Raw genomic sequence first — 23,312 nt, 5'->3', positions numbered from 1 at the left:
AAAATTATGAATGAATTGAGAACCATCATTGAAGAAGCTTTTGATCGCCGTGCAGACATTACACCGCGCAATGTTGATGCCAGCTTGAAGGAATCCGTCGCGCAGGTTCTTGCCATGCTGGATAGTGGCAAATTACGCGTGGCCGAGAAAATCGATGGTGATTGGACGACGCACCAATGGATCAAAAAAGCCGTGTTGCTGTCATTCCGGATCGAAGACAACAGCTTTATCAAGGGCGGTTTTTCCAATTATTTTGACAAGGTACCGTCAAAATTCGCTGATTACAGCTCTCGTGATTTTCGTGATGGCGGTTTCCGTGTGGTGCCGCCGGCAGCCGTACGTAAGGGCTCATTTATTGCCAACAATGTGGTGTTGATGCCGTCGTATGTCAATATTGGCGCGTATGTCGATGAAGGCACGATGGTCGATACCTGGGCGACGGTAGGATCGTGTGCGCAAATCGGCAAGAATGTGCATTTATCCGGCGGCGTGGGGATTGGCGGCGTGCTGGAGCCGGTACAGGCGAATCCGACGATTATTGAGGATAACTGTTTTATCGGCGCGCGCTCAGAAGTTGTGGAAGGCGTCATCGTCGGTGAGAATTCAGTGATTTCGATGGGTGTTTATATTGGCCAAAGCACAAAAATTTATAACCGTGAAACCGGAGAAGTCAGCTATGGCCGTATCCCACCGGGTTCGGTTGTCGTGTCGGGCAATTTGCCGGCTGAGAATGGCAAATACAGTTTGTATTGCGCGGTAATCGTCAAACAGGTGGATGCCAAAACCCGTTCAAAAACAGGTATTAATGAGTTACTGCGCGGTATCTGATCGGATTGCGAACGCGATAAATAAAAAATCCCCGAAATGGGGATTTTTTATTTGGCGTGACGAGGTTTGATTAATTTTTAACAATCTGGTTATCCACTTTCTTCACGCCGTCCACGATCCAGGTATGCATATTGACGCGGGTAAGTTGATCATCATTTTTAACCGTGCCACTCAGGACGACATTGCCATCGTTCACTTTGATGTCGATTTTGGTGCCTTGTAAAACCGGATCCGACTGCACCGCAGAAGCGATGCGCGCAAAAATAGTCGAATCATCATAGACCGGTGCGGAAGGTGGAGGTACCCAGGATTTATGCGTTCTTTCAGCATAATTTTCGCAACCGATCAGCATCAGCGCAGTCATGAATAGCATGGCTAAAGTAAATAATTTATAACGAATTTGCATAGTGTTTCTTCCCTATCAATGTTTTTCTAATGAAGCTAATTATTGCAATATAAACGTCTGCCATTTGATTGCATTTGTTAGCTCTGGTTTTTGTTTTGTGAGATGTCTTGAATCATAACCCTACCAATGGGATATAGACAAGCCAGACTCAAGACATGGTTTTTTGTAAAAAGCACTGTACTTGCGTGGTCAGATCATCTGCCAGGCAATCAAGTTCTTGCACGGCATCAGTTTTCATGTGGCGCAGCCAGGTCAGTTGCCGTTTGGCCAATTGACGAGTGGCGGCAATGCCCATGTCGTGCAATTCAGTCGCATTGATTTTGTCATCCAAATAAAGGCAGGTCTGTCGGTAACCGACGCAACGCATCGATGGAGATTCGATACTGAGGTCGGGAAATTGTTGACGGATGGACTGCACTTCATCGATTAATCCACAGTTCAGCATGGATTCAAAGCGTTCAGCAATGCGCTGATGCAACTGACTGCGTTCGTTGGGAATGAGTGCAATGCTGATGGCGCGATAAGGAAATTCCGCTTGTTTGGGCGTTTTTAACAGCGCCGACATGGGTTGCTGCGTCAGATAACATACTTCCAAAGCGCGCTGAATGCGCTGGCTATCCGTTGGTTTGATGCGCGCTGCGGTTTCCTGATCCAATGCTTCGAGTTTTTGATGCATGGCCGGCCAGCCCAGTTGTTCGGCCATATCTTCCAGCATCCGGCGAAGATCCTGATCCGCTGACGGTAATGCCGACAAACCCTGCTGCAGTGCCCGGAAATATAGCATGGTGCCACCGACCAATAATGGAATCTTATTGCGTTGGGTAATCTCTTGCATGACATTCAGTGCATCATTGCGAAATTGCGCTGCAGAATACTGTTCGTTGGGATCAATAAGATCAATCAAATGGTGGGGTGTGTGGGATAGCGTTGCTTGATCGGGCTTGGCTGTTCCGATATCCATGTGGCGATAAACTTGAGCAGAATCAACGCTGATAATTTCGACCGGAGAATGCGCCGCAATATCCAAAGCGATCCGGCTTTTACCGCTCGCGGTAGGGCCCATTAAAAAAATAGCGGGCGGTAAGTGCATGAGATGTTGCATGACGCAATGATAAGTGAATGTTAGAAAGTATTGTATTAACAATGACTAGGTCGATCTCTTGCACTATGAGAATTTTATGATGAAATAGTCATTGGACAATCAGAGAAACTCGGCTAAACTTCGGCAAAATCAACTTCTCGTAGGAATAAGACATTGAAAACCTTTGCAGCCCTATTGTTTCTGGTCATATTGTATAGCTTAGGCTCAGCACTGTATTACATGTACAAAGATAAAGGCCAATCGACCCGCATGGTCAGGTCTTTGAGCATCCGCATCGGTCTATCGCTTTTTCTGTTTATTGTCATGATGATATCATATCGTTTGGATATGGTATCCGAGTAAGATATTCATTGCTTCAAGAAGCATTAACTGTATGCAGTACGATCAGCATTCTTGAAAAAAATATCCAAAGATGTCGCCATCATTGGGGCTGGTGCTGCAGGGATGATGTGTGCGATCGAAGCGGGTAAACGGGGGCGCGATGTATTATTGGTGGATCATGCCCACAAACTGGCGGAAAAAATCCGTATTTCCGGCGGCGGTCGTTGTAACTTTACCAATCGTTATGCCAAGGCGGAAAACTTTCTTTCCAATAATCCGCATTTTTGCCGTTCTGCGCTGGCTCGTTTTACCCCTCAGGATTTCATTGCGTTGATTGAGAAGCATGGTATTCACTATCATGAGAAAAAATCAGGGCAATTGTTTTGTGATGACAGTTCACAACAAGTCATTGATATGCTGCAACACGAATGTGAAATTGCCGGTGTGGACTGGCAAATACCTTCCCAAGTAAAGCAGGTTGAATATTTATCCGCGGATCAAGCATCGCAACATGCCGGGCGGAAATTCATGCTGACTACAGAGCGCAATACCATCATGACAAGCTCATTAGTGATTGCCACCGGTGGTTTATCGATTCCACAAATTGGCGCCAGTGCACTGGGTTATCAAATTGCCAATCAATTTGGCATCGGTGTGACGCCTTTGCGCCCCGGTCTAGTCGGTTTAACGTTTGCTGCTGAGGATTTTACTGCTTTCAAGGATATCTCCGGAGTAGCGATAGATGCTGAGGTCAGTTGCACAGGCGCTGCATTTCGTGAAAATCTGTTATTTACCCACCGTGGTTTAAGTGGCCCGGCGATTTTGCAGATTTCTTCCTACTGGCAACCGGGCGAATCGCTGCATGTCAATTTATTGCCGCAGCAGGATGCATGGCAGATCCTCTTAACGCATAAACAAAGCGCTATCATGTTACCCAATCTACTGACGCGTTATTTGCCTAAACGTTTTGTGCAAGCCTGGTGTACAGTAATGCTGGCGCAGCTGGTCATGACGGCAAAACCCATGAATCAATATCGTGACGGCGAATTACGTCAGATTGCCGATAAGCTTCACGATTGGCAAATCGTTCCCAGCGGCACCGTCGGCTATAAGAAAGCGGAAGTGACGCTGGGGGGGGTGGATACGCATGAATTATCATCCAAAACGATGGAATCCAAACGCATACCGGGCTTGTATTTTATCGGGGAAGTGGTCGACGTCACCGGTCATCTGGGCGGATTTAATTTTCAGTGGGCCTGGTCATCGGGTCATGCAGCGGGGCAAGTGGTTTAAATGACATTACACAATGCGCTTTAATCGCCTTTATCCTATTCATGCAATTTCACTGCCATTCATGGCGTTGCTATGGGTTGCGCCAACCGCAGCAGGGGTGTTTGAATTTGCCGGTGAGACCAATTCTGCCGGTGGAACCAACAGTGTCGATATGATCACCCACCCAACAGGCTATGATGGTACGGGAGGAAAACTGATCGTGACGGTGGGTATTTCGCCTGCTTCTGCGCATGCGGGCGAGATGGAGATATCAGTGCAGAATGCCATTAATACCTGGAACCGGCTGGTACCTACGATAGCCAATGTCATGACCACAGGAAACAATGTGCCGAGTGACCACTTTGATTTTGAATCGGTTGCTTTGCATGAGCTGGGACATTGTATGGGTCTTGCGCATCCCAACTTGGCGTCGGAATCGGGTCTTGCCGGTGGTGATAAAGACTATACGGCTGCTACCAAAGGTGCCAACACTGTATTTGATTTAGATCGCGGTGCTGATGGCATTATCGGCTCCAGCGATGATATGCGTGGTGATGATGTCAATTTGCACTGGTTCTTCAAAGGGGTTAATAATCCTTTCTTGCTACCTGAAGTGATTGATAAAACAACCTATAGTCGTAATCTCAACGATCTTCCAGCAGGCCATCAATACGTTACCAATGGTGACCGTGGTGTTTCCAAGCTGTTTAATATCGAAAAAACTGAAGCGGTCATGCAACAAGGCATACAGGCGGGTGAGTCGCAACGTACGCTAACCGCTGATGATGTGGCGACGCTGCGCTTGGGTATGAGCGGTATTGATATGATCGCGGGAACACCTGATGATTATACCGTTGAATTGCAGTATCAAGGGATCACTGAGAACGCCCATATCGTTTTGGCTTTTGATGACAAAGTAAGCTTTTCGGCCTGTAGAATTGTTGGCAATCATATCAATCGCGATGAGGATCATATTGCCATTCAGTCCGGTGAGATTTCATTCAATCCTGGTGTTTTGTGGTTCTTTAATCAAGAACTAACTGTCGCTCAGTCCATTCCTGACGTCTCGATATCTGTCAATGACAGAACGGATTCAATGCTATTAAGGCAAGGTGACAATCTGGTGTTGCGTGTCGCGCTTGATCCTGGCGCCAGAAACGGGAATCCGGCAGATTATTGGGTAAAGGCAATGACGCCAATAGGAACTTTCTGGCTCAACGATCGATTACAATTCGTGGCGTCGGATACACCAATCAGTGTTTATGGCGGCGCTTTGATGAATATCCCATCATTTACATTTTTTGACAGCACCACGCAAGATTTACCTTGGGGCACCTATTCCGTTACTTTCGCGGTGGATGACAATAGGGACCAGATTTATAATGCTACGTTTAAACATGCGGTTATTTTTACGATCAATCCATAACTGATCGACTAATCATATCATTCAGAAGGGTTTATTATGCTTTGTCCAAAATGCGGCACGGAAAATACCGATCAAGCGGAATCTTGCATCCAGTGTCACGAGAGTTTGTTACATCAACCACTCGTTAATGCGGATACCAATCAGCAGAAAAGTGAAACTCAAGCATCGGATACTTTAACGGTGCGCGCGAAGGAGTCAGCGCATGCATCGGATAAAGAAAAACCGGTGGTTTCAATGGGAGTCAATATTGCGATTATTATCGGCACGATCATTTTCCCGGTCGTAGGTGTAGCTATGGGATACACCTATCTCAAGAAGGATCATCCCGATGCAAGGAAAGCAGGAAGAAATTGGTTGGTACTTGGATTGATTGTGTTTTTAGTGGAGATCCTATTAATCAATTTGATGAAGAAATAGCTGATCAGAAGAATGCGATAGTCAGCTTAATCGGATGATCGGTTATTGCAATTAACTGGCAGGGGATTGAAAAACGTTTTCTAAGCAGCCGATATCTGGTAAAAACAGGCGAGAAAGCGCAGTTTATGCGTAATAAATGAGCAAGCCTGTGTTTTTAACACCGTAGCGGCAATGCAGATAGTTTTTCAACGGCCTGTCAGAACATCGGCTTATCGATGGTTGAGTTAAAACGTTGTATGCCGGCGAGGATCTCCGATTTTGCGGATTCAACGCCATCCCATCCTTGAATTTTGACCCATTTTCCCTCTTCCAAATCTTTGTAATGTGCAAAAAAATGCGCAATTTGAGAGCGAGTCAGTTGTGGCAAGTCTTCGCAGGACTCAATATCCTGATAAAGATTACATAATTTGTTGATGGGCACTGCCAGCAATTTTGCATCCTCTCCGGCTTCATCAGACATTCTCAGCATGCCGAGAGGCCGACAACGTACCACAACGCCGGTGATCAGCGGCACTGGCGATATCACCAAAACATCGACAGGATCGCCATCGTCCGAAAGAGTGTGCGGAATATAGCCATAGTTACAGGGATAATGCATGCAGGTCGACATGAAACGATCCACAAACATGGCGCCGGTTTCTTTATCGACTTCATATTTGATGGGATCCGCATTCATCGGAATTTCGATAATGACATTAAAGTCGTTCGGAATATCAGTTCCGGAACCAACACGATCAAGATTCATTTTTCCTCCAGCTGCAGACTAAGGGTTCTATAGTATAGCGGTAAGCATTCATCAGTGTCTCGGAAAAATAATCGTGTCATCGCGATGACGAGAATTTGACGATGCTGTGAGTCACTAAGCAAAATTTAACATCTGAAATTTTTGCTTTAACAGGCTGTTCTGTTATGTGCACTGCCGTACAGACTGCGTTTGGTTTCATGATTATATTACTCCAAAGCTTTGAGGCGATACCCGTATCGTCTCGTAATCTGGTTATTGGGAAAGATAACTTGCTCATCGCCGGTTATCTTGTTTCTTTACTTTGGGAAAATACTATGAACAATCAACAATGCAGAAGCGATTCCTTACTAGTGCACGCACTAGGAGCCGTATTTTTAATGATGATTTGTAACACAGCAGCAGCCGACTCCTCGGTAAAAGAGGATACCGCAACGCCATCTAATGTAGAGTGCTTGTTGAACTGGGCGCAAACTTTCTACCCTAACCTGTTTTCACCGTCGGTGTCAGGTGTGCAATTATCTGCGCCCTATACCTATCGCTATTACCCCGACACCAATGCTTATGTGGGCGTTTCCTCCGCCGACGACCATGTATATTACCAGGGACCGAACGATGCCTCGCCCAAGGATATCGGTGATTTATCCGCTTTGCTGGAAGAATCAGGGTGTGGGGCGAGGCCGTATCCCGTCATATTTGTTCATGGGATAGCCTCTTCCGCAGACACATGGGCAGCCTATCGAGACTATCTGATACATAATGCTGGCTGGGCATTCGGCGGAATACCTACTTACAATCAGGATACAAAAACAGTGAATATGAATTGCCCGACAGACCCAAACTTGCTGACTGGGTGTACGGGTAGCGCTGGCGACTTCTACACATTGAATTTCTCTGATAATCAGGGGTTATTTCTTGATGTTTTGGGAGGTGAGCTTGCAGAAATCATTCAAGCGGTTTTAGATAAGAACCCCGGCGCAACAAAGGTTCTTCTGATTGGCCATAGCTCAGGTGGTCTTGCTGCAAGAGAATATCTGCAGGGATTAGCGCGCGTGTTCGATGCAACCACGACCATTCCGTATCGGGACGATGTTGCGAAACTCATTACCATTGGAACTCCGCATCAAGGGAGTTTTTGGGCCGAGGCATGTCACGTTAACTTCGATATTTTCGACATTTTCAATAAAGTCGGGATTTGCGATCTTCTGCCTGGGGGTATCGATTCAAACAGTGTTGCAATCGAGGATTTACAACCTAACAGCTCGGCTTTGAATGTACTTAATGACGTGACCACTCATCCCCTTCCAACCAATGTATCGTATATTTCGATCATTGGAACGGGGCAACCCACTTTGTCCAGCTTGGTTGATTTTCAAGCAGGCGATGGAATCGTATCAGATGTTTCCCAGAACCTGGCAGCGATAACCGGGAATCTTCCTCTGCAACAGAAATCCACCACGATTGATATTCTTTTCCGAGCATGTGGTAATCGAATAAAACTACCTGTCATTGAGGATGCCGGACAGACTCACTCCTGTGAGACAACTGATATTAACGTAGGGGCAGAAATTTTGAGAAATTTACAATAATTGACACACGCTGAAGGCCGGGAAGAAAGAATGACCATCTACTTTGGTCGCGTGCGTGGCAGTTTTGCCTGAACCTCATTGAGCCGCCCAGCACGCAATTCGACAACGGCTTTTGCCACGGCAAGTGCGACATTGCGTGTTTCTTCCTGCATCGCAATATCCTTGTCCAGGACATCGTGACTGGTCGCATAGGGTTCAAAATATCCGATGTAGCGATCCAGTCGTGCCTGAGCGCCAGCGTCGATAAAACCCATCCAGTCGAGCCAGTCGGATAAAGAACGGCGTGAGCCTTCAATACCCGCCACATCGCCGTGAATAATCACGCCGTAGGCACGTCCGGCCAGGTGCTGTGGATAATCCCATCCGGCCATCTCGAGTGCTTTCGCTTTACCTGCATTCTTACCCGAAGTCGAGGTAGGATCAGGGTTCCCGCCGTCAGCGCAGACCATGCGGTCTATCATCAGTTTCAGAGGGCCTGGACTCTGGTACCAATACACTGGGGTTACGATGATCACTGCATGAGCGGCCGTCCAGCGCTCATAGATTTCGGCCATCCAGTCATTGTTTTGATTGAGAGAGTGATTGGGATAGCAACTGCATGGCCAGTGACACAAAGGCATCGCCGTCGACACACAACCTTTGCACGGATAGATATTGCGGCCGTATTCCGAGGTAATCAGGCTAAGATCGAGTAAATCAACCTGAATATCAGCCTGCTCTAGTGTTTCGCGAACAATCTCCGCAAGACGGAAGGATTTGGACATCTCGCCTGGGCAGGTTCCATCGTTGCGTGCCGAGCCACAGATCACCAATACTTTTGACGGAGTTGAAGGCTCATTCCAAAGCCGTTTGGCTTCTTCTATGCGTTGTTTTGTGTCCATCCATTCGACTGATAATTTGTAATCCGGATCAACATATCCTGGCCCCGCCTGTTGTGTGAAGGGCGCCTTGCGGCCATCCATGTAGGCTTGCCAAGCGATTTCTTCAAGTCGCGCAATGGATTCATCCTCATTGCGGAACGATGGGTCAATGAATGTGGCACGGAACCTAACACTAAATTCAGCGCGATCAAGCCGACCTGACGTCTGGCCTTTGCGAATCTCGATCACCGTCGATTCTCCCGCTTGATTCGTCGGATTGGTATTGTTGGCTTTCTGTTTTTCCATAACATGCTCCTTAATGAAGGAAAAGCGACGACGGATAGGGTGGATTACACCCAATGATTGATTAGATCAAGATTAATGGGCTCGGAAATTGTCGTCTGTACGGTAACAAACACAAACTTGCACTGCGTCAGCCACCACACAACTTGTATAACTGGAATGCTGACTGGATGCGATTCATCCTAACGATTAGATGCTTACAGGATAAAAAGGAAATAAGTGGTTGCGTAGCATCAATCTTAATTTGTTCGCTACCGCACGGACTGTGTTTATTTTTGCGTGTAATAATTAAAACTAATGATGGGAAGCGTCACCTTATGCTGTGGTCATGGCTAAATTAATTTCAAGTGAGTCGCTTGAACAAAATTCTAATAAACCAAGGAGTCTTAACATGATTGCAACTGTGCCGGATGTGATCTTTAAAACACGTGTTCGCGACGAGAGTATCGGTGGCGATAACCCATTTCGCTGGCAGGGTGTCAGTACCGATGACATTTTTAAAGGGAAAAAAATTGTTGTTTTGGCTCTTCCCGGCGCCTATACACCTACCTGTTCAAATAAACATTTGCCTGGATATGATGCGCAATATCAGGAACTCATTGCTCAGGGTGTTGATGAAGTTTATTGCTTGAGCGTTAATGATGCCTTTGTCATGTATCAATGGAGTAAGCATCTGGACATCAAGCACGTAAAAATGCTGCCTGATGGAAACGGCGATTTTTCCAGAGCAATGGGCATGCTGGTTAAAAAAGAAAACCTTGGTTTTGGCAGCCGCTCATGGCGCTATTCAATGGTTGTCGAGGATAAAGAGATTAGCCAATTATTCAGCGAACCCGGTAAAGCTGACAATTACCCGGATGATCCATTTACTGTCAGTGATGTTGATACCATGCTGGATTATTTAAAACATAGCAAATGAGTCTGGATTGCCTTTGATTATGTCTTTCAATTCAAAGATCAGTTCGAAGTGGCAGCAGGTTTTGGCTGGACGGTGGGTAGATCAACTGGCAACTGGTCAGGCTTGAGCGAAAAGACTCAGGAGATTTTTGAATGTACACAGCGTCTACAATTATCTGCTGCCGAAGAATTTGCACCTCGTGCGCGTGAGACGGACATGATCAGTCTCTCTTGCGATGATAGATGGCAGATTGTGTAACTGGGGAATGCATTCAACAAGATCAAGCAACGAGAAACATTTTTTGGCTTAAACAATAACGCACGAGATTATTACTGTTACTTTGCCATCATCAGCCTCAACCCAACGGGCTGAAATTAAAAAGGAGATCGCGATGCTGAAAACCAATCACTTTAGTCGCCTCACGAAAGGCGTCAGTTCATTACGAATCACAGCAGCTTTGAAGAAGCAGCAAGAGGGAAAAATAGGTTACATTTTGCTGTGGCTTGTAGGCGTCCCCATACCGATCTTATTTGTCATCTTTCTGTTACGTGGTTGCGACTAGTTCACTAAATCAGGAAGAGGGGTTGCAATAGGGATTATGAAAAACACGTTAGTCGGTATGTGTGCGTTTTTTTCTTGATACTTAATGACCATTCTGAGCCTGTTTTTAACACTGTAGCGGTAACGCTCGCTGATAGATTTTTCAACGAGCCTGCTGATGATAGTTATGGCGGCTGCGGTATAGCGGCAATGAATACGTGGATTTGCGCACTTTTGATTCGTTCAAGGAGAATGATATGCTCGTGACATTTACAACCGATGCTTATGCCGACATCATCATGTTTGGAGACATCGCACTTGCCATGCTGCAAATGATGGGACACAGCAAGACTGTACCCGGCGCTATTTTGGCAGCGGACGTTCCTATGGCGTTGAATCGATTAAGAGCAGCCATAAGCGCAGAAAAAACCTCACCGTCAGTTGAGAATGAAGATGCTGAACCGATGGTGAGTATGGCTGATAGAGCGTTGCCACTGATTAATCTTCTGACCGCCGCAGCCGAGGCTGAGTGTAACGTAATGTGGAAATAAATCGTTATCTATTTGTGCAATCTGCACGGCAACTCCAATCTGATTTTTTTCCCATTCATCAGCCGGCGTACAGGTAACAGGATCGGATAAGTTGTGATTGGTGTCATTGTTTTATTAGAAAAAACCTAAAATATCTGATGCCGATTCAACGCCTGCTAGAACCATTTTTTTATTTCAGAACGCTCATACGCAATCTTTGTGCAAAAACATTCAGAGAAGTTACTTGAAGGCATTTTACTTTTTTACACTAACCTTCCAGTTTTTCTGCGAGATTCGCTATTTTTACGTCATATCTTCCCATACCGACTGAATCTCTTTCAATATAATCGCTATGGATTCAATTCCCCGCTACTTGCGGCGCGGGGTGCTTTATTCTTCTGGTAATGCTTGCCAGGGGTTGATTGCCATTCGCTCATGGCTTAACTTTAGGTGTTGGTGTTGTACATTCATACGACCAACTCATGTGTTGCCTAGCATAAACACCACCATTTGATTGGCAAGATTCTTTTTCGTTATTGGAATATATTAACGAAGCTATCAGTATTACAAATATAAGTAGCAGATATAAAATAACTTTTGTGTTTTCGCTCATGATTCACCTCAATATTTGGCCAATATGTTCCTGGCGCATTTCTTTATCACAGAACCTGCGAATGCCATATTGTTTAGTCATTACCCCAATTTTGTGAATTGTTCTAATATTGCTTTGTATAGCCAAGTTGCTCCCCAGGCTGTTATAAGAACCATGAACAGAATTGCACAAACATATAAGATGTTCCGAAATGTTTTCTCAAACATGTTCTTACCCCAATCTTAGGTTAATTAATTTGTGACTTGAATATATACTTATTATCATCTCATCAAAGTCAGAATTCTTTCCATACAAATCTGCCCATAAGAAAATACCCAGTGTGCACATGAGTTACCTATGAATATTGTTTTATTGATTGATGCCATTTGATCTTCCTGCACTGACAGTTTGGTACAGGCATATCATCGAAAATACATGTTGATAATTATCAGCACGACTGCAAAGAAAGCTGTGTAATACGAATATTTTTTTGCATCTCGTAAGTGATCATCTTTAGACGGGAATTCAATGTTATTAGTATCATCACCATATTTTTTATTAATATATTGATATACTTGCTCATAATTTGAATACATGTAGCGATGATAAATCGTCATCGCAAAAGCAGCTGACAGACCAATCCATCCTAATAGTTCAATCATCACTTATTCCCCAGTTTTCGCCGCCTTTTCGATTAGCAAGCCCGTGGATTGCCATCTGCATGCTCTTGTTTCTAAGGCTTGAATCGCCACCTGAAGATCACCAACAACTGAGAGATTGCATATGGAAATAGACGTTTCCTGTATGTCGTCAATGCAATATGGACAGCGGGTAGCCTGAATTAAGAGACACTTTAGCTCATCAGATTTAAAAATCTTGATGGGTTATCGTAATACATTTGCCGTCGCTTCGCTAATTGGGAATTGTGAATCAGTTACGGCGCGACATGACCGCGGCTCGGGTGGCGCTGTCAGCCAGGGCGGTAAGCAGAGTGGCTGTTTTTTCTGCCCCTGGGTTTTTCGAGAATTCATGAGCGGTGTGGGCTAGGAATTCTCCAAGTTGTGCATCAGGAAATTGTTGTGCGATGAATCCTGTGAGTGTGATCAGGGCAATTTCGATAGCTTCAATTTCTTTGTTCATGGAAGCACCTTTTAAGATTGGATGCGGCAGTTGAATTCTAGCTTTTCAAGCACCTTCCTTGGTAGCTCAGAACTGCTGTTAATTAATTAGGAAAAATAGATGAGTGTGGTTATTGATGATCGACAGGGAGGTGTGAGTGCTATGTTCGTTATCGAACAGAGAAACTTAGAAGCTTGCATGATAATGATCATGAGTATTCATCCTCCTATAATGATGAATCTACCGCACCAACCAGAGCTTTCACCCCATGGCTTAGTCGGATGGTTGGATTGTGCAGTGCTAACCCAGTGCGTTTTATTCCCCTTTTACGCACTGGGTTTATTGTCAGTTTACACTGATCTGGGTCTGATCTAGCGGGTCGTCAACTCATTGATTTAAGAAGCAAATAGCCAAGACTGACTTGCCACTCTTTTTGACCCAGCGTGCTTCGGTATTCACGCTAGGTTGCGTCACTTCGATCACGCGCATGGCCGCTTGGGCATCTGCTTCATCGTCCCGGCCTTCGCGGTCGTTAACCACTTCATAGGACGGCTTGTTCTTAGGCTTGCGTTGACTGTGTGTGATGCTCGCATCCACATGACATCCCTGGGTTTTACCATGACGCCGTGCGTCTGTATCTGCCCATTGATCATCGCCAGCAATCCATCCCATGCGCCAGCTGCGGTCAGTCGGGTCCTGAAACGGGACAATACCGAATGATCCGGCACATCGTCTTCCAGATACAAACCCAAAAAGCGCATGACGTGCAGATTCGAGTTAGCCATGTCTTCTACCGCTTCATCGCTGAGACCACCATGCCAGATTCCTGCTAATAGCATTTTGAGTAGCAGTAATCCCGGATAGGCCGGACGGCCTGCGGCGGCTGACATCAAGTTATGAGAAATTCATATTCATTAACTCATTCGGTATTTTTCTTTGCAATCCCAGCGTGATTGGATAGCTCTGAGCTTTAAGCGCTGAGTTACAGCGCTAGTAATAAATAATACAACTGAGGTTATAGTTTGGCGGATTCAATTTTTTAACGTATCAGGTTCTTCTGTTTTTTTGGGGATGGGCAGAAATAGCCAAAATGGACTTTTCCATGCCTTTAACGCTTCAAGAAAGACATGAAGTCGTGAAGGCAGGAATTTCCTTGTTGGATAAACGGTATGGACCACAATTTCAGGAGAAGACCATTCGGGCAAAAGGCGAATAAGCGTGCCGTTTCTGATCTGCTCATCACAATACGTCATCGGCAACAAGCCGATGCCATGTCCCCGATAAGTAAAGTCGCTGACCGACTGAAAATCGCGGCTGGCTATTGGACCAGCTACTTGTATCTTCGCCGTTTTACGCCCATTTACCAGCTCCCACTCTGTCTCATTATTTCTTCCGCCAAGGATGACGCATTGATGCTGCATTAAATCCCGTGGCTTAGAAGGAAGTGGTCGTCCTTTTAAATAATCTGGTGCTGCGACGACATAGCGGATACTCGCACCGATACGCTTGGTAATGAGCGTTGAATCCCTCAGTCCTCCAAAGCGGATACCGACATCGAGGTTTTCCGCTATCAAGTCAAGATAGGAATTGGTGATGAAAAGATCGATTTTGATCTTCGGATAATTGCTCTGGAAGTCTGAAAGAAACTTATAAAACGGTTCCTGCCCCATAATTACCGGCGCAGTGATTCTGAGCATGCCTTCCGGGTTTTTCTGGATCTGCGTTAAGACACTCTCGGCATCATATAGATCGCTCAGCGGCCCGTTGCACTGATTGTAATAATCGCGGCCCTGGCCGGTGAGGCTCAACTTACGTGTCGTTCTTTGCAGCAGCGTCACGCCCAGCTGCTCTTCAAGGTTGGAAACCGCACGGCTCACCGTTGAGACAGGCATACTCATAGCCTGTGCGGCGCGACTGAAGCTTTTGAACTGCGCCACTTTTACAAAAACTGCGATATCGTTCAAATTCACCATGTTCAATTTTTGCATAAATGGAAAAGAGTTTCCACAAATTTCCATCTAATCAAATAATCCTATTTAATGCACAATCTTCTTCGTCAACTCATTACAGCAAAGGAGAATCTTATGATTAAGCAAAGAACCATCATCGTCACCGGAGGCTCGCAGGGTATCGGCGCGGGCGTTGTCAATGCCTTCCTTGAGCGTGGTTACAATGTTGTTGCGACTTCGCGCACCATAACCAAATCCAAGAAGCTTGTGCAGTCTGACAATCTTGCGTTAATCGACGGGGATATCGGACAGGCCGTTACAGCGCAGAAAGTCGCCGAAACTGCAATCGCCAGATTTGGCTCCATTGATGCGCTGGTCAACAACGCCGGTATCTTTTTATCCAAGCCTTTCACCGACTACACAGCAGAGGATTTCAGGTCTCTGATTTCGACCAATGTGGAAGGCTTCCTCTACATCACGCAATTCGTTGTCAAGCAGATGTTGAAGCAGAAATCCGGGGGTAGCGTCGTTAGTATTACGAGTTCGTTGGTAACGCATCCGATTGCCGATTTAAGCGCTTCGGTTCCAATGATTACCAAGGGCGGCATAACGGCAGCTTCACTAAATCTTGCCAGCGAATATGCAAAGGAGGGTATACGTTTTAACACCGTTGCTGCCGGTATTGTCGATACGCCACTGCACAAGGGTAACTCGAAGGAATTTCTTAAGTCACTTTCTCCCATGGGGCGCATCTCGGACACGAAGGAAATCGTCGATGCAGTCATTTATCTGACGGAAGCGCAAGCTATTACTGGGGAAGTGCTGTACGTGGATAACGGCGCACATGTCGGCAAATGGTAAACGCGGAACAGAAACTCAAGACTCTCGGCATCACGCTGCCGTCGATGCCGATGCCGCTCGGAGCTTACGAAATGGCGGTGCAGGCCGACAATCTGCTTTTCCTCACCGGCATGCTTCCGATTAAAGGGCGTGAGCCGCAATTTATCGGGAAGCTCGGCAACGAGCTGAATGCAGAAGAAGGGCGAGAAGCTGCGCGTATGGCAGCACTAAACGCGCTTGCCGTCGTTCGTAAGCATTTAGGTTCACTCGATAGAGTAAAACGTATCGTCCGCACCAGCTTCTTTTTGGCGGTCTCGAATGATTTTATCGACCACCCGAAAGTGGCAGATGGAGCTTCTGAGCTTTTCCGTGATGTCTTTGGTGCGGAAAGACTATCCGTTCGTTCGGTGGTTGGTGTTTTGAGCGTGCCGCTTAACACGCCTGTTGAAATAGAAGTCACTTTTGAAGTTAGTCCTTGAGTCCACCCCGTATAGCTAATGGCAATTTCTTGGCGAATACTTTTGCATATAGCCGCAACGCTCATTACAGCATAGCTGGCTTAAGCAAAAGAAATTCGACAGGAAAGATCTATGAAGAATCCAGTTTATTGCCGCACTGCCAAGTGAACTGTCTTTCTATTTCTTATAGTGGGAGGTCGGGTTGAAAAAAGCGCTGGTGCTGCTGTGAACTAGGATCGATTTTGTCAATTTGTTATTAAAAGCCATCAAGATAGTTAAAAACTGTGATGAATCAAGAGCAGTTGCAGCTAATGGTTTTACTGATTAAAAAACAAAGGTTTCCCCAATATACATTATTGTATTGACTAAGCTAGGATGCTTACATGTCACTCTGGTTGAAGTTATTACAATCATGTACACCCAAATACACTCTTAAAGTGTGCCATCTCGTGAGACAGTGACTGATTATTTTCTGAAATGCATATAGAGCTTCAATCTTAATGTGATGAAAAAAACTTGTGAAAATTTTTGTGATCGTATCATTGATTATTTGGGGCCTGACCGGCTGCGCAACTAATGGCTCTTCTTACCAATCGTCACAAAATGACGAATGTGCTTTAGCTGGCAGAGCGTTTATGCACTCCTGCATCAGTCGAAGATGACCATAAGAGCTAACTTCTGCCAGATCAACACGTGCCGCCGCCAAGGAAACGGCAGGGTAACTGTCAATCGAGTAAGTTTTTTCCTTACCATCAATGCGGTATTTAATGCGCCAAAGCGCTCCGCCAGCAGGTGTAATAAAGAGGTACAGCCCTCCGCCGTCTGAAAGCTTCTTTGCCATACGCTTTTTGAGCCACGAATGCCTTGCAAGCCTTATCTGTCAACCTTCCACCGATACTCCGATTATGCGCGGATTTTATCGGATCATAAAAAATTTTAACGGATAATTAATATGTGATAATACAAATGAAAACACCGTCTTTTGGACGGTGTTGGATGTTACTGGGAGGCGACGGGAATCGAACCTTGGTCTATTTCTGGTATATCAGTCATTTATTGCTTACCTCTGCTATTTTTGTGTCATTCTGGAGTATTTCTAAGGATTTTAAGGGTTTCATGATTACCCAGAAAGATATTCTAGTAGCTCAGCGGTTGCAGCATTTTTCATTAACCGAGCACGAGCTGGCCCAACATTATATATATTCTCAATTAAGCTTTCTTCAGTATTCGAATGTAATTGTTCTATAGTATTAATGCCGGCACTTTTTAATTTGCTTTTTTGCCATGGGGTTAAGAGGCTTAGCACGTCTATTGATTTCTCTAACATGTTTTTCAATGATTTCTCATACTGTATATCATTGTAATCAATTACAATTATTTCTGCTGCTTTCGTGTAAGCACTATGATTTTTCCCAAACTCCGGGAACTTTTTGAGTGACAAAGATTTAAAAAAGTCTTTAGATTCGCCATGAGGATTGCTCTCTAAAGAAATTATGCAACCGTATTTAACCTCATAGCGTGTACCTAGCTCGGCCCTCGTTGCTCTTACAGATTTATCAATTTCTCTAATAATGCCTGTATAAGTAAGAAGCCTCAGTGCTTCTTTAACAACTTGAGGTGCATCTTTGTGTATCCAGAAATATATGGTTGCTTCATCAACTCCCTTTACTTTACGAGAATTATTATAATTTTCGATAGCTGGAATGACTGAGTTTTCTAAGAAATCTCTTCCCCAGTCGATTATGTTTTTATGGCCCTTATATTTTTCACCTAGCTCAGTATGCTCGGCCCATACTTGTTCCCTATAGAATGACTTTATCAGCTTATTTACGTCTGAAACACTGAATTTATCTAGATCTTGAATTGTTTTAAGCAACATTCTGGGATTTCCACCTGAGGCGAAAGCTAGTGTATTAAAAAGCTCTCTTTGCCTATCAATCTCATCTATTTGTTTTTTATCTGCCTGTTTGCAAACAATGTCCTTGAAATATTGAAGATAATCTGAGTCTTTAATATTTCGCTCCAGTTTTTTGTATATGCAGTCGTGGGTTAGTTCAAACGAATCGCCAAAATAGGTAACTCCAGGATAAATGGCTGCATTACATGTAATGTATGGAGATCGAAGGTCTTTGAATAGATTAAAGAATTGTCTTTGCTGTTCAGGTCTAAATACATGAGCGGCCTCATCAAAGAAAAAATAAATTCTATCCAAGGAGTTTTCTTCACAAATACTCTCTATAGCTTCCTTAACATCTTCAATATCAGGCAATGATGAAATATCTAAAGAAATATTGCCCTTGTAAGATTCTTCAAAGATCTTAACGATATTTTTTAGGTCTTTTTCAATCTCAAATTCATTATTATTTACATCATTACTAAGAAGATTAGCTGTTGTACTTGAAACTACAATTCCTTTTTTGCGTAGTTTATTTACTAACGATTTTAGTGTCTTAGCTAACATCCAATGATAAAACTGAAGATGATCGTTTGTATTTATTAATGAGCTTTTGTTGAAAGATACAAAAACAGCTACTGAAGATTCACTTTCTGATTCAATTTCTAATTCAGAAACTTTCATTAAGAATGATTTGCCAGTACCCCGTGAACCTTCTAACAAACAGGGTTCTGGCGATTTTAGTGCTTTAATTATGTTTATGTCTGATGAATTTACTACAGATAAATTTAAAATTTCAGTTTGTTTGATACTTTCAGTGCGCAGGTAGAATTCGCTCATTATTACACCTTAGGTCCGCCAAATATTTCTCGAATATGTAATATGTGTACAAATTCCTCAGGGATGCATTGAAGAGATTCTAAAGATTCCTTAGATAGGGACTTAGCATATCTACAAGTAAGAACAAAAAGTATTATTTCCACAGTATCTGAAAATGTTTCGAAATATGTTTCTAAAAGTTTTTTATTGTAACTAAGTTGTAGACCACTTTTTTCCCATGTTTCATTATTACCATGGACAAATTCAGAAAGATTCCGATATGTTGAAATAGCCTTTCCCCTATATTCTGCTGCTTCTGAAGATAACTCTTTGAAAAAAGCATTTGTAAATCGTGATGATAGAACTCCATTATCTTCATTAATCAATTCAGACCATTTTATGTCAGCACGACCATTAAGCCATTCTATGAGATCGAGTTTATGAACAGAAAAATGAGCTGCACCTAATCCCATTTCAAAAGCTAGACGAAGTGAGGAAAATGCCTGTCTGTACATTCCCATTGTTGCATTTAGCGTCGCAGATTCTAATTGAGAGCTGACAGTGATTAGAATGTTTTTTTCTGATTGATCATAAATGTGATCTGTGAACTCATATATACATGAGGATAAGTGATGGACTTTACCAAGTTTACTTTGACACTTTAGCGATTTTATGAATATCTCGTGAGTTTCCTTTTCTAGCTTGGTGAGGTATTCCTTGATATTCATAACATTCCTTAATTGGCTGTCGATATAAATGTAACGCTAAAAATTCTTCGATTAAAGTTGCGGAGTGACTATAATATTGTTTTCTCAGTTCATGCAGAATTTATGGGTAGCTTCTTAATTGATATGCGTTTGTATGGGTTGTTTTATCAGAGACTCTGCAGGAATACCTAGCTCTTGATGTAGTTTCCAAATCATTTTAAGTGTCAGGGAGCGTTTGCGGTTTAAAACCTCATACACTCGGTTACTTTTTCCAATCATCGGCTCCAGGTCTTTTACGGTTAGGCCTTTCTGTTCCATTTCAAATTTAATGGCTTCAACAGGATCGGGTAAGTCGAGAGGAAAGTGTTTATGCTCGTAAGCTTCAATCAACGTCACCAGAACATCCAGTTTTTCACCTTCCAGCGTGTTGGATTTAGTCATCATTAGTGTTTCAACTTCCTTTAATGCTGCGCGGTAATCGGTGTCAGTTTTGATTGGTTTGATGTCCATTATGTTGTTCCTGGTACTAAATCGTTTGCGCATCGATCTGGTCATATAGGGCATGGGTGCCTATGAAACGGATATAAACAATGCTGTAAGCGTAGTTAATCCATACCACTAGCCGGTATTTATTACCGGCAATATTGAATACGACTCTGCCGTCTTTGAGAATACTGGTACTTTTGAAATCCGCTTTTACTTCCGCAGGCGTTGTCCAGTTCGCTTTTAGTGCGTGTCTGTACCAAGCAAGTGTTGGTTGAATTGCATCATTGTAAGACGGATCATTTTCCCAAAATGCTTTCAAGGTCGACAGAGCAATAATTCTCATGGAACAGAATAATAGTCCCATAATGGGACTTTGACAACTATTTCGATTGCGGAATCCACCGTCCATAAACCTTGATGATCATTCCCCAATCCTTATGTCCCATTTGCTGGGCAACCCACATATAGTGTTCGCCTCTGGATAGCATCATTGATGCGAAGGTGTGGCGGGTTTGGTAGGGGCTGCGGTATTTGATATTTGCTATTTCCAATGTCGGAATCCAGATTTTTTTGCGGATAGGTTGATCGTTTGCCCACGGCTGATTGGTGTCCTGATCGTGGAAAACGGTTACATTCTGTTTTCCGGTAAAGGTTTGCTGATTGAGCAGGGCTTCTTTGGCTTGCGGTTGCAGCGTGACTTCTCGTTTCCCCGATTTGGTTTTGGTTTCTTTCATTTGTCCACGAACATAAGCGCTGCTGACAAATACTCGGTTGTTTTCAAAGTCGACATCCTTCCAGCGAAGCGCGATCAATTCGGAAGTTCTAAGACCTGAATAAAATGCAAACTGAATCAGGTTTTTTGCCTGGCCGGTAAGTTCGTTCAGAATTCTGGCGATTTCATCTTGTGTGAACGGCTCAGGTTCACGAGTTTTGTTGGGAAGATTCTTAACCCTTTGCAGTGGGTTTTTGTCGATGATTTCGTCGTGATACAGCTCCTCGAACGTTTGACGCAGCGGGGTCAGGATGTTGCCTTTGCGTTTGTTTGAGCAAGGAAGCTCCGATAACCATTCCTTAACTTTGCTGGCGGTCAGTTCGGCAATGGTGAGATCGCCAAAGGTTGGAATCAAATGATGATAGATGGCGCTGTTATAGTCTTGCAGCGTACTAATTTGCAGCTTGGCTTGGTTGCGGCGCAGCCAGTTAACAAGCGCTTCCTTGATCGTGTAGAGATCGGGGCGGGTTTTCCTGAATTCCTTGGCTTTCTTGCTGTACGGAAAATGCCGGAAATAATCGAAGGTGCCGATTCTGATTTCGTGTTTGATGGCTTGCAGCTTAAGGCCTAGTTCTTTCAGTGCGGTTTTGGTCGGCGGCATGGGGATAGTTTCCCGGCAGCGCACACCCTGGAAAGTGAACGATAGCTGGATGCTATTGCCACGAACCGTTATGCCTCTTTGCCTTGCATCCATAGATTAGCTGCGGACATGCTTATAAAAACTTTTTTATTCGCGGACTTGAACCAATGTATTCCAAATCTCCATTGCCCCTTTTTCAAATACTGCCGAATGGCGTTTTCAGATAAGCCCGTCAGTTCCGCACATTTCTTGACAGTCACCAGTTGTCGATCGGAGTGATTCATTTCTTTTCCTCCCCGTCATTACCGGCAATATGCTTGGCTACATGCTTTTCAACTTCCGCTTGATCCTCGATCAAACCCTTATCCACTACTTTGCGTTTACCCATCACAACCGCCCAGAAACTGCCAAGTTTTTGCGTGATGGCATAACCCACACTCTTTGTTTCGCTATAGTGCGTTGCCTCCGGGCAAACATCCTGAAACTTAATACCCAGGATATTTTCGTATCGGCGATAGGTCAGCGGATTATGAAGTATTTTAAGAACGCGCCAGCCGAAGTATTGCCCCATGATCAAAGCACCTAATGCGCTTTCGAGCGTAGTGCCAACGCCTCTAAATTCTTTGATATTCTTTAAAAGAATTTGCTCTTGTTCTTCACTTAAATTTAGATCAAACAGTTTTCTCTGATTGGTTTCCATGATCAGTAGTGTTCCTGCTAGTTAATATATGTCCTGATAATACACTACTTGTCATGGCAGTCAATAAGATGCTTGTCCTACTCGTCGAGAAGCTTCGCCTGCGCATAAAACTCCTCCTTAGTGAATTGCCGCATCTCGCCGTGAAACTTGATGACGATCTCGATCTGATCATTAATTGTCAGTACGCCACAGATATGGCCGATTTGCGTGATGCTGTATTTCTTTCCGGGTTGCAGCGCATCCTTTTTGAGGACGGCCAAACGGTAGATCAAGGACACGGCTTCATCTAAAGTAAATGGATTCATAACGCCTTTTAATGGATCATTTTTAGTGTTGAGGTGGGTTCTCATGGATAACCTCCGGATGATAAAAAGGGGTTGGTACAGTTATTGATACAAGTCCAAGAGAAACAGCTCCGGCGTGACATTGCGTGCGCTCGGCTTGCGCCTCGCTCCTTAATGTCACATCCTCGCTGTTGACTTTGAAAAGCATCCAAACATGCTTGCGGGTACTTAAATTCATTCCTTTCCAGACGATACCGGCAACCCGTAATGGAACAGTATCTCCATAACGTCCAGTGACGATTGAAATCGCTTCACCAACTACTGGATTGAGTTGCTGGCTGTGTTCGTAATAAGGTTTGATGGCTTGCGAACGGTGCGGGGTTTCAGGCTCGCCCATTGCCAACATGAACGCCGCCCAATCACTGGCGGTTGCTGATTGGCGGATAGCTTCAAGTTCCGGGTCGTCGGTTTTGTCCAGTTTTCTTAATTGCCGCCAGACGGTCACACTTGGGCCGCCAATTTGTTGAAACTGACGAATGCCCCAGGTATTAGCCCAAGCCGAGATACGCTCCGCCGCTTTTACAGAGTCATTGCCGTACAAGTCTTGATCCAATGCATAGCCGTCGATATTTTTGGCGATGTACTTGGCAATGTAACCCGCAGCCGTGCCTTTTTCCGGATCAATGGCAACTGCCTTAAACCGGTGTTCTTGCGCACCTGGTTCATCACCACTATCAAGAAGTGCGTAATGGCGCATAACTCTGCGCACAGCTTCACGGTGTTTATCTGGCATGAATAACAGTAAGTGCCAATGTGGGGTGCCGTCGTGATGAGGTTCGACGACACGGAAGCCATAAGGTTGAATACCTTGGCGATGC

29 protein-coding genes are annotated in these 23,312 nt (G+C 44.4%); 11 read left to right on the top strand and 18 right to left on the bottom strand.

Going from position 1 to position 23,312, the window contains the following annotated elements:
- The first annotated feature begins 6 nt into the window (after positions 1-6).
- The gene (gene dapD, locus Q0K92_RS03425) at positions 7-828 is read left to right on the top strand and encodes a 2,3,4,5-tetrahydropyridine-2,6-dicarboxylate N-succinyltransferase (protein ID WP_297324406.1); all 822 of its coding nucleotides are present in this window, start codon (positions 7-9) and stop codon (positions 826-828) included.
- Positions 829-898: 70 nt separating this feature from the next.
- Here the strand turns inward: dapD and Q0K92_RS03420 are convergent, their stop codons facing one another.
- Entirely contained in the window at positions 899-1,234 is a 336-nt protein-coding gene (locus Q0K92_RS03420; RefSeq protein ID WP_297324405.1) for a BON domain-containing protein, read from the bottom strand.
- Between the two features lie 148 nt (positions 1,235-1,382).
- Entirely contained in the window at positions 1,383-2,336 is a 954-nt protein-coding gene (gene miaA / locus Q0K92_RS03415; RefSeq protein ID WP_297324404.1) for a tRNA (adenosine(37)-N6)-dimethylallyltransferase MiaA, read from the bottom strand.
- Positions 2,337-2,489: 153 nt separating this feature from the next.
- On the opposite strand from miaA, the gene Q0K92_RS03410 reads away from it, so the two are divergent.
- From Q0K92_RS03410 to Q0K92_RS03395, 4 genes are read left to right on the top strand one after another with little or no spacing between them, the layout of a single operon-like run.
- Entirely contained in the window at positions 2,490-2,678 is a 189-nt protein-coding gene (locus Q0K92_RS03410; RefSeq protein ID WP_297324403.1) for a twin transmembrane helix small protein, read from the top strand.
- 60 nt (positions 2,679-2,738) lie between these two features.
- Positions 2,739-3,950: an NAD(P)/FAD-dependent oxidoreductase gene (locus Q0K92_RS03405; protein WP_297324455.1), complete on the top strand. Its 1,212-nt coding sequence runs from the start codon at positions 2,739-2,741 to the stop codon at positions 3,948-3,950.
- A gap of 13 nt (positions 3,951-3,963) precedes the next feature.
- Entirely contained in the window at positions 3,964-5,355 is a 1,392-nt protein-coding gene (locus Q0K92_RS03400) for a hypothetical protein (protein WP_297324402.1), read from the top strand.
- A gap of 36 nt (positions 5,356-5,391) precedes the next feature.
- Entirely contained in the window at positions 5,392-5,772 is a 381-nt protein-coding gene (locus Q0K92_RS03395) for a hypothetical protein (protein WP_297324401.1), read from the top strand.
- A gap of 196 nt (positions 5,773-5,968) precedes the next feature.
- Here Q0K92_RS03395 and ppa read toward each other — a convergent pair whose 3' ends face one another.
- Complete coding sequence (gene ppa / locus Q0K92_RS03390; protein WP_297324400.1) at positions 5,969-6,517, bottom strand: inorganic diphosphatase; 549 nt, start codon at positions 6,515-6,517, stop codon at positions 5,969-5,971.
- A gap of 377 nt (positions 6,518-6,894) precedes the next feature.
- Between ppa and Q0K92_RS03385 the strand changes: the two genes are divergently transcribed.
- Positions 6,895-8,103 (top strand): alpha/beta fold hydrolase, encoded by a 1,209-nt coding sequence (locus Q0K92_RS03385; protein WP_297324399.1) that lies wholly within the window; start codon positions 6,895-6,897, stop codon positions 8,101-8,103.
- Positions 8,104-8,141: 38 nt separating this feature from the next.
- Here the strand turns inward: Q0K92_RS03385 and Q0K92_RS03380 are convergent, their stop codons facing one another.
- Positions 8,142-9,269 (bottom strand): NAD(P)H-dependent oxidoreductase, encoded by a 1,128-nt coding sequence (locus Q0K92_RS03380; RefSeq protein WP_297324398.1) that lies wholly within the window; start codon positions 9,267-9,269, stop codon positions 8,142-8,144.
- 388 nt (positions 9,270-9,657) lie between these two features.
- On the opposite strand from Q0K92_RS03380, the gene Q0K92_RS03375 reads away from it, so the two are divergent.
- The 3 genes from Q0K92_RS03375 to Q0K92_RS03365 all read left to right on the top strand — a co-directional run bounded on the left by Q0K92_RS03375 (position 9,658) and on the right by Q0K92_RS03365 (position 11,255).
- Entirely contained in the window at positions 9,658-10,185 is a 528-nt protein-coding gene (locus Q0K92_RS03375) for a peroxiredoxin (RefSeq protein WP_297324397.1), read from the top strand.
- 370 nt (positions 10,186-10,555) lie between these two features.
- Positions 10,556-10,726 (top strand): hypothetical protein, encoded by a 171-nt coding sequence (locus Q0K92_RS03370; protein WP_297324396.1) that lies wholly within the window; start codon positions 10,556-10,558, stop codon positions 10,724-10,726.
- Between the two features lie 235 nt (positions 10,727-10,961).
- A complete protein-coding gene (locus Q0K92_RS03365; protein ID WP_297324395.1) occupies positions 10,962-11,255 on the top strand; it encodes a DUF1840 domain-containing protein in 294 nt (97 codons plus the stop codon).
- A 993-nt stretch (positions 11,256-12,248) separates the two neighbouring features.
- On the opposite strand, the gene Q0K92_RS03360 is transcribed toward Q0K92_RS03365, so the two are convergent.
- The 4 genes from Q0K92_RS03360 to Q0K92_RS03345 form a co-directional block, all read right to left on the bottom strand.
- Positions 12,249-12,491: a hypothetical protein gene (locus tag Q0K92_RS03360; protein ID WP_297324394.1), complete on the bottom strand. Its 243-nt coding sequence runs from the start codon at positions 12,489-12,491 to the stop codon at positions 12,249-12,251.
- Between the two features lie 265 nt (positions 12,492-12,756).
- Positions 12,757-12,966 carry a hypothetical protein gene (locus Q0K92_RS03355; RefSeq protein ID WP_297324393.1) on the bottom strand — a complete coding sequence of 70 codons (210 nt, stop codon included), beginning with the start codon at positions 12,964-12,966 and terminating at the stop codon, positions 12,757-12,759.
- Positions 12,967-13,424: 458 nt separating this feature from the next.
- Positions 13,425-13,835, bottom strand: coding sequence for a transposase (locus tag Q0K92_RS03350; RefSeq protein ID WP_297324392.1), 411 nt, complete (start codon positions 13,833-13,835; stop codon positions 13,425-13,427).
- 141 nt (positions 13,836-13,976) lie between these two features.
- On the bottom strand, positions 13,977-14,933 hold the full coding sequence (locus Q0K92_RS03345) for a LysR family transcriptional regulator (RefSeq protein ID WP_297324391.1): 957 nt from the start codon (positions 14,931-14,933) through the stop codon (positions 13,977-13,979).
- A gap of 96 nt (positions 14,934-15,029) precedes the next feature.
- Between Q0K92_RS03345 and Q0K92_RS03340 the strand changes: the two genes are divergently transcribed.
- The gene (locus Q0K92_RS03340; protein ID WP_297324390.1) at positions 15,030-15,755 is read left to right on the top strand and encodes an SDR family oxidoreductase; all 726 of its coding nucleotides are present in this window, start codon (positions 15,030-15,032) and stop codon (positions 15,753-15,755) included.
- Entirely contained in the window at positions 15,749-16,213 is a 465-nt protein-coding gene (locus Q0K92_RS03335) for a RidA family protein (protein ID WP_297324389.1), read from the top strand. The genes Q0K92_RS03340 and Q0K92_RS03335 overlap by 7 nt, the downstream gene beginning before the upstream one ends.
- A gap of 565 nt (positions 16,214-16,778) precedes the next feature.
- Here the strand turns inward: Q0K92_RS03335 and Q0K92_RS03330 are convergent.
- From Q0K92_RS03330 to Q0K92_RS03285, 10 genes are all read right to left on the bottom strand, one after another.
- Positions 16,779-17,033 (bottom strand): Arm DNA-binding domain-containing protein, encoded by a 255-nt coding sequence (locus tag Q0K92_RS03330; protein ID WP_297324388.1) that lies wholly within the window; start codon positions 17,031-17,033, stop codon positions 16,779-16,781.
- A 279-nt stretch (positions 17,034-17,312) separates the two neighbouring features.
- A complete protein-coding gene (locus tag Q0K92_RS03325) occupies positions 17,313-18,926 on the bottom strand; it encodes a hypothetical protein (protein ID WP_297324387.1) in 1,614 nt (537 codons plus the stop codon).
- Between the two features lie 2 nt (positions 18,927-18,928).
- Positions 18,929-19,633, bottom strand: a complete 705-nt coding sequence (locus Q0K92_RS03320) for a hypothetical protein (protein WP_297324386.1) — start codon at positions 19,631-19,633, stop codon at positions 18,929-18,931.
- A 114-nt stretch (positions 19,634-19,747) separates the two neighbouring features.
- The gene (locus Q0K92_RS03315) at positions 19,748-20,122 is read right to left on the bottom strand and encodes a transcriptional regulator (RefSeq protein WP_297324385.1); all 375 of its coding nucleotides are present in this window, start codon (positions 20,120-20,122) and stop codon (positions 19,748-19,750) included.
- A 16-nt stretch (positions 20,123-20,138) separates the two neighbouring features.
- Positions 20,139-20,441 carry a type II toxin-antitoxin system HigB family toxin gene (locus Q0K92_RS03310; RefSeq protein WP_297324384.1) on the bottom strand — a complete coding sequence of 101 codons (303 nt, stop codon included), beginning with the start codon at positions 20,439-20,441 and terminating at the stop codon, positions 20,139-20,141.
- 37 nt (positions 20,442-20,478) lie between these two features.
- Positions 20,479-21,564: a DUF3596 domain-containing protein gene (locus Q0K92_RS03305; RefSeq protein ID WP_297324383.1), complete on the bottom strand. Its 1,086-nt coding sequence runs from the start codon at positions 21,562-21,564 to the stop codon at positions 20,479-20,481.
- Positions 21,540-21,734: a MerR family transcriptional regulator gene (locus tag Q0K92_RS03300; RefSeq protein ID WP_297324382.1), complete on the bottom strand. Its 195-nt coding sequence runs from the start codon at positions 21,732-21,734 to the stop codon at positions 21,540-21,542. The genes Q0K92_RS03305 and Q0K92_RS03300 overlap by 25 nt, the downstream gene beginning before the upstream one ends.
- Positions 21,731-22,150 (bottom strand): hypothetical protein, encoded by a 420-nt coding sequence (locus Q0K92_RS03295; protein WP_297324381.1) that lies wholly within the window; start codon positions 22,148-22,150, stop codon positions 21,731-21,733. The genes Q0K92_RS03300 and Q0K92_RS03295 overlap by 4 nt, the downstream gene beginning before the upstream one ends.
- A gap of 77 nt (positions 22,151-22,227) precedes the next feature.
- Positions 22,228-22,500 carry a hypothetical protein gene (locus Q0K92_RS03290; protein WP_297324380.1) on the bottom strand — a complete coding sequence of 91 codons (273 nt, stop codon included), beginning with the start codon at positions 22,498-22,500 and terminating at the stop codon, positions 22,228-22,230.
- The coding region (locus Q0K92_RS03285; RefSeq protein ID WP_297324379.1) for a replication endonuclease at positions 22,478-23,312 on the bottom strand (835 nt) is incomplete at its 5' end. The genes Q0K92_RS03285 and Q0K92_RS03290, both read right to left, overlap by 23 nt.

The sequence above is a fragment of the Nitrosomonas sp. genome (genome assembly GCF_024282095.1).
Classification (GTDB): domain Bacteria; phylum Pseudomonadota; class Gammaproteobacteria; order Burkholderiales; family Nitrosomonadaceae; genus Nitrosomonas.
This window is presented reverse-complemented; position numbering and strand designations above follow the sequence as displayed.

Excerpts from the sequence above, each read along its gene's own strand:
- Q0K92_RS03380 (WP_297324398.1), bottom strand. The coding sequence starts at position 9,269 with ATGGAAAAACAGAAAGCCAACAATACCAATCCGACGAATCAAGCGGGA.
- Q0K92_RS03370 (WP_297324396.1), top strand. The coding sequence starts at position 10,556 with ATGCTGAAAACCAATCACTTTAGTCGCCTCACGAAAGGCGTCAGTTCA.
- Q0K92_RS03400 (WP_297324402.1), top strand. The coding sequence starts at position 3,964 with ATGCGCTTTAATCGCCTTTATCCTATTCATGCAATTTCACTGCCATTC.
- Q0K92_RS03385 (WP_297324399.1), top strand. The coding sequence starts at position 6,895 with ATGATGATTTGTAACACAGCAGCAGCCGACTCCTCGGTAAAAGAGGAT.
- Q0K92_RS03335 (WP_297324389.1), top strand. The coding sequence starts at position 15,749 with ATGGTAAACGCGGAACAGAAACTCAAGACTCTCGGCATCACGCTGCCG.
- Q0K92_RS03355 (WP_297324393.1), bottom strand. The coding sequence starts at position 12,966 with ATGAACAAAGAAATTGAAGCTATCGAAATTGCCCTGATCACACTCACA.
- Q0K92_RS03375 (WP_297324397.1), top strand. The coding sequence starts at position 9,658 with ATGATTGCAACTGTGCCGGATGTGATCTTTAAAACACGTGTTCGCGAC.
- miaA (WP_297324404.1), bottom strand. The coding sequence starts at position 2,336 with ATGCAACATCTCATGCACTTACCGCCCGCTATTTTTTTAATGGGCCCT.
- Q0K92_RS03325 (WP_297324387.1), bottom strand. The coding sequence starts at position 18,926 with ATGAGCGAATTCTACCTGCGCACTGAAAGTATCAAACAAACTGAAATT.
- Q0K92_RS03330 (WP_297324388.1), bottom strand. The coding sequence starts at position 17,033 with ATGGCAAAGAAGCTTTCAGACGGCGGAGGGCTGTACCTCTTTATTACA.
- Q0K92_RS03420 (WP_297324405.1), bottom strand. The coding sequence starts at position 1,234 with ATGCAAATTCGTTATAAATTATTTACTTTAGCCATGCTATTCATGACT.
- Q0K92_RS03290 (WP_297324380.1), bottom strand. The coding sequence starts at position 22,500 with ATGAGAACCCACCTCAACACTAAAAATGATCCATTAAAAGGCGTTATG.
- Q0K92_RS03310 (WP_297324384.1), bottom strand. The coding sequence starts at position 20,441 with ATGAGAATTATTGCTCTGTCGACCTTGAAAGCATTTTGGGAAAATGAT.
- ppa (WP_297324400.1), bottom strand. The coding sequence starts at position 6,517 with ATGAATCTTGATCGTGTTGGTTCCGGAACTGATATTCCGAACGACTTT.
- Q0K92_RS03320 (WP_297324386.1), bottom strand. The coding sequence starts at position 19,633 with ATGAATATCAAGGAATACCTCACCAAGCTAGAAAAGGAAACTCACGAG.
- Q0K92_RS03340 (WP_297324390.1), top strand. The coding sequence starts at position 15,030 with ATGATTAAGCAAAGAACCATCATCGTCACCGGAGGCTCGCAGGGTATC.
- Q0K92_RS03350 (WP_297324392.1), bottom strand. The coding sequence starts at position 13,835 with ATGTCAGCCGCCGCAGGCCGTCCGGCCTATCCGGGATTACTGCTACTC.
- Q0K92_RS03395 (WP_297324401.1), top strand. The coding sequence starts at position 5,392 with ATGCTTTGTCCAAAATGCGGCACGGAAAATACCGATCAAGCGGAATCT.
- Q0K92_RS03365 (WP_297324395.1), top strand. The coding sequence starts at position 10,962 with ATGCTCGTGACATTTACAACCGATGCTTATGCCGACATCATCATGTTT.
- Q0K92_RS03300 (WP_297324382.1), bottom strand. The coding sequence starts at position 21,734 with ATGAATCACTCCGATCGACAACTGGTGACTGTCAAGAAATGTGCGGAA.
- Q0K92_RS03345 (WP_297324391.1), bottom strand. The coding sequence starts at position 14,933 with ATGCAAAAATTGAACATGGTGAATTTGAACGATATCGCAGTTTTTGTA.
- Q0K92_RS03295 (WP_297324381.1), bottom strand. The coding sequence starts at position 22,150 with ATGGAAACCAATCAGAGAAAACTGTTTGATCTAAATTTAAGTGAAGAA.
- dapD (WP_297324406.1), top strand. The coding sequence starts at position 7 with ATGAATGAATTGAGAACCATCATTGAAGAAGCTTTTGATCGCCGTGCA.
- Q0K92_RS03305 (WP_297324383.1), bottom strand. The coding sequence starts at position 21,564 with ATGGATGCAAGGCAAAGAGGCATAACGGTTCGTGGCAATAGCATCCAG.
- Q0K92_RS03315 (WP_297324385.1), bottom strand. The coding sequence starts at position 20,122 with ATGGACATCAAACCAATCAAAACTGACACCGATTACCGCGCAGCATTA.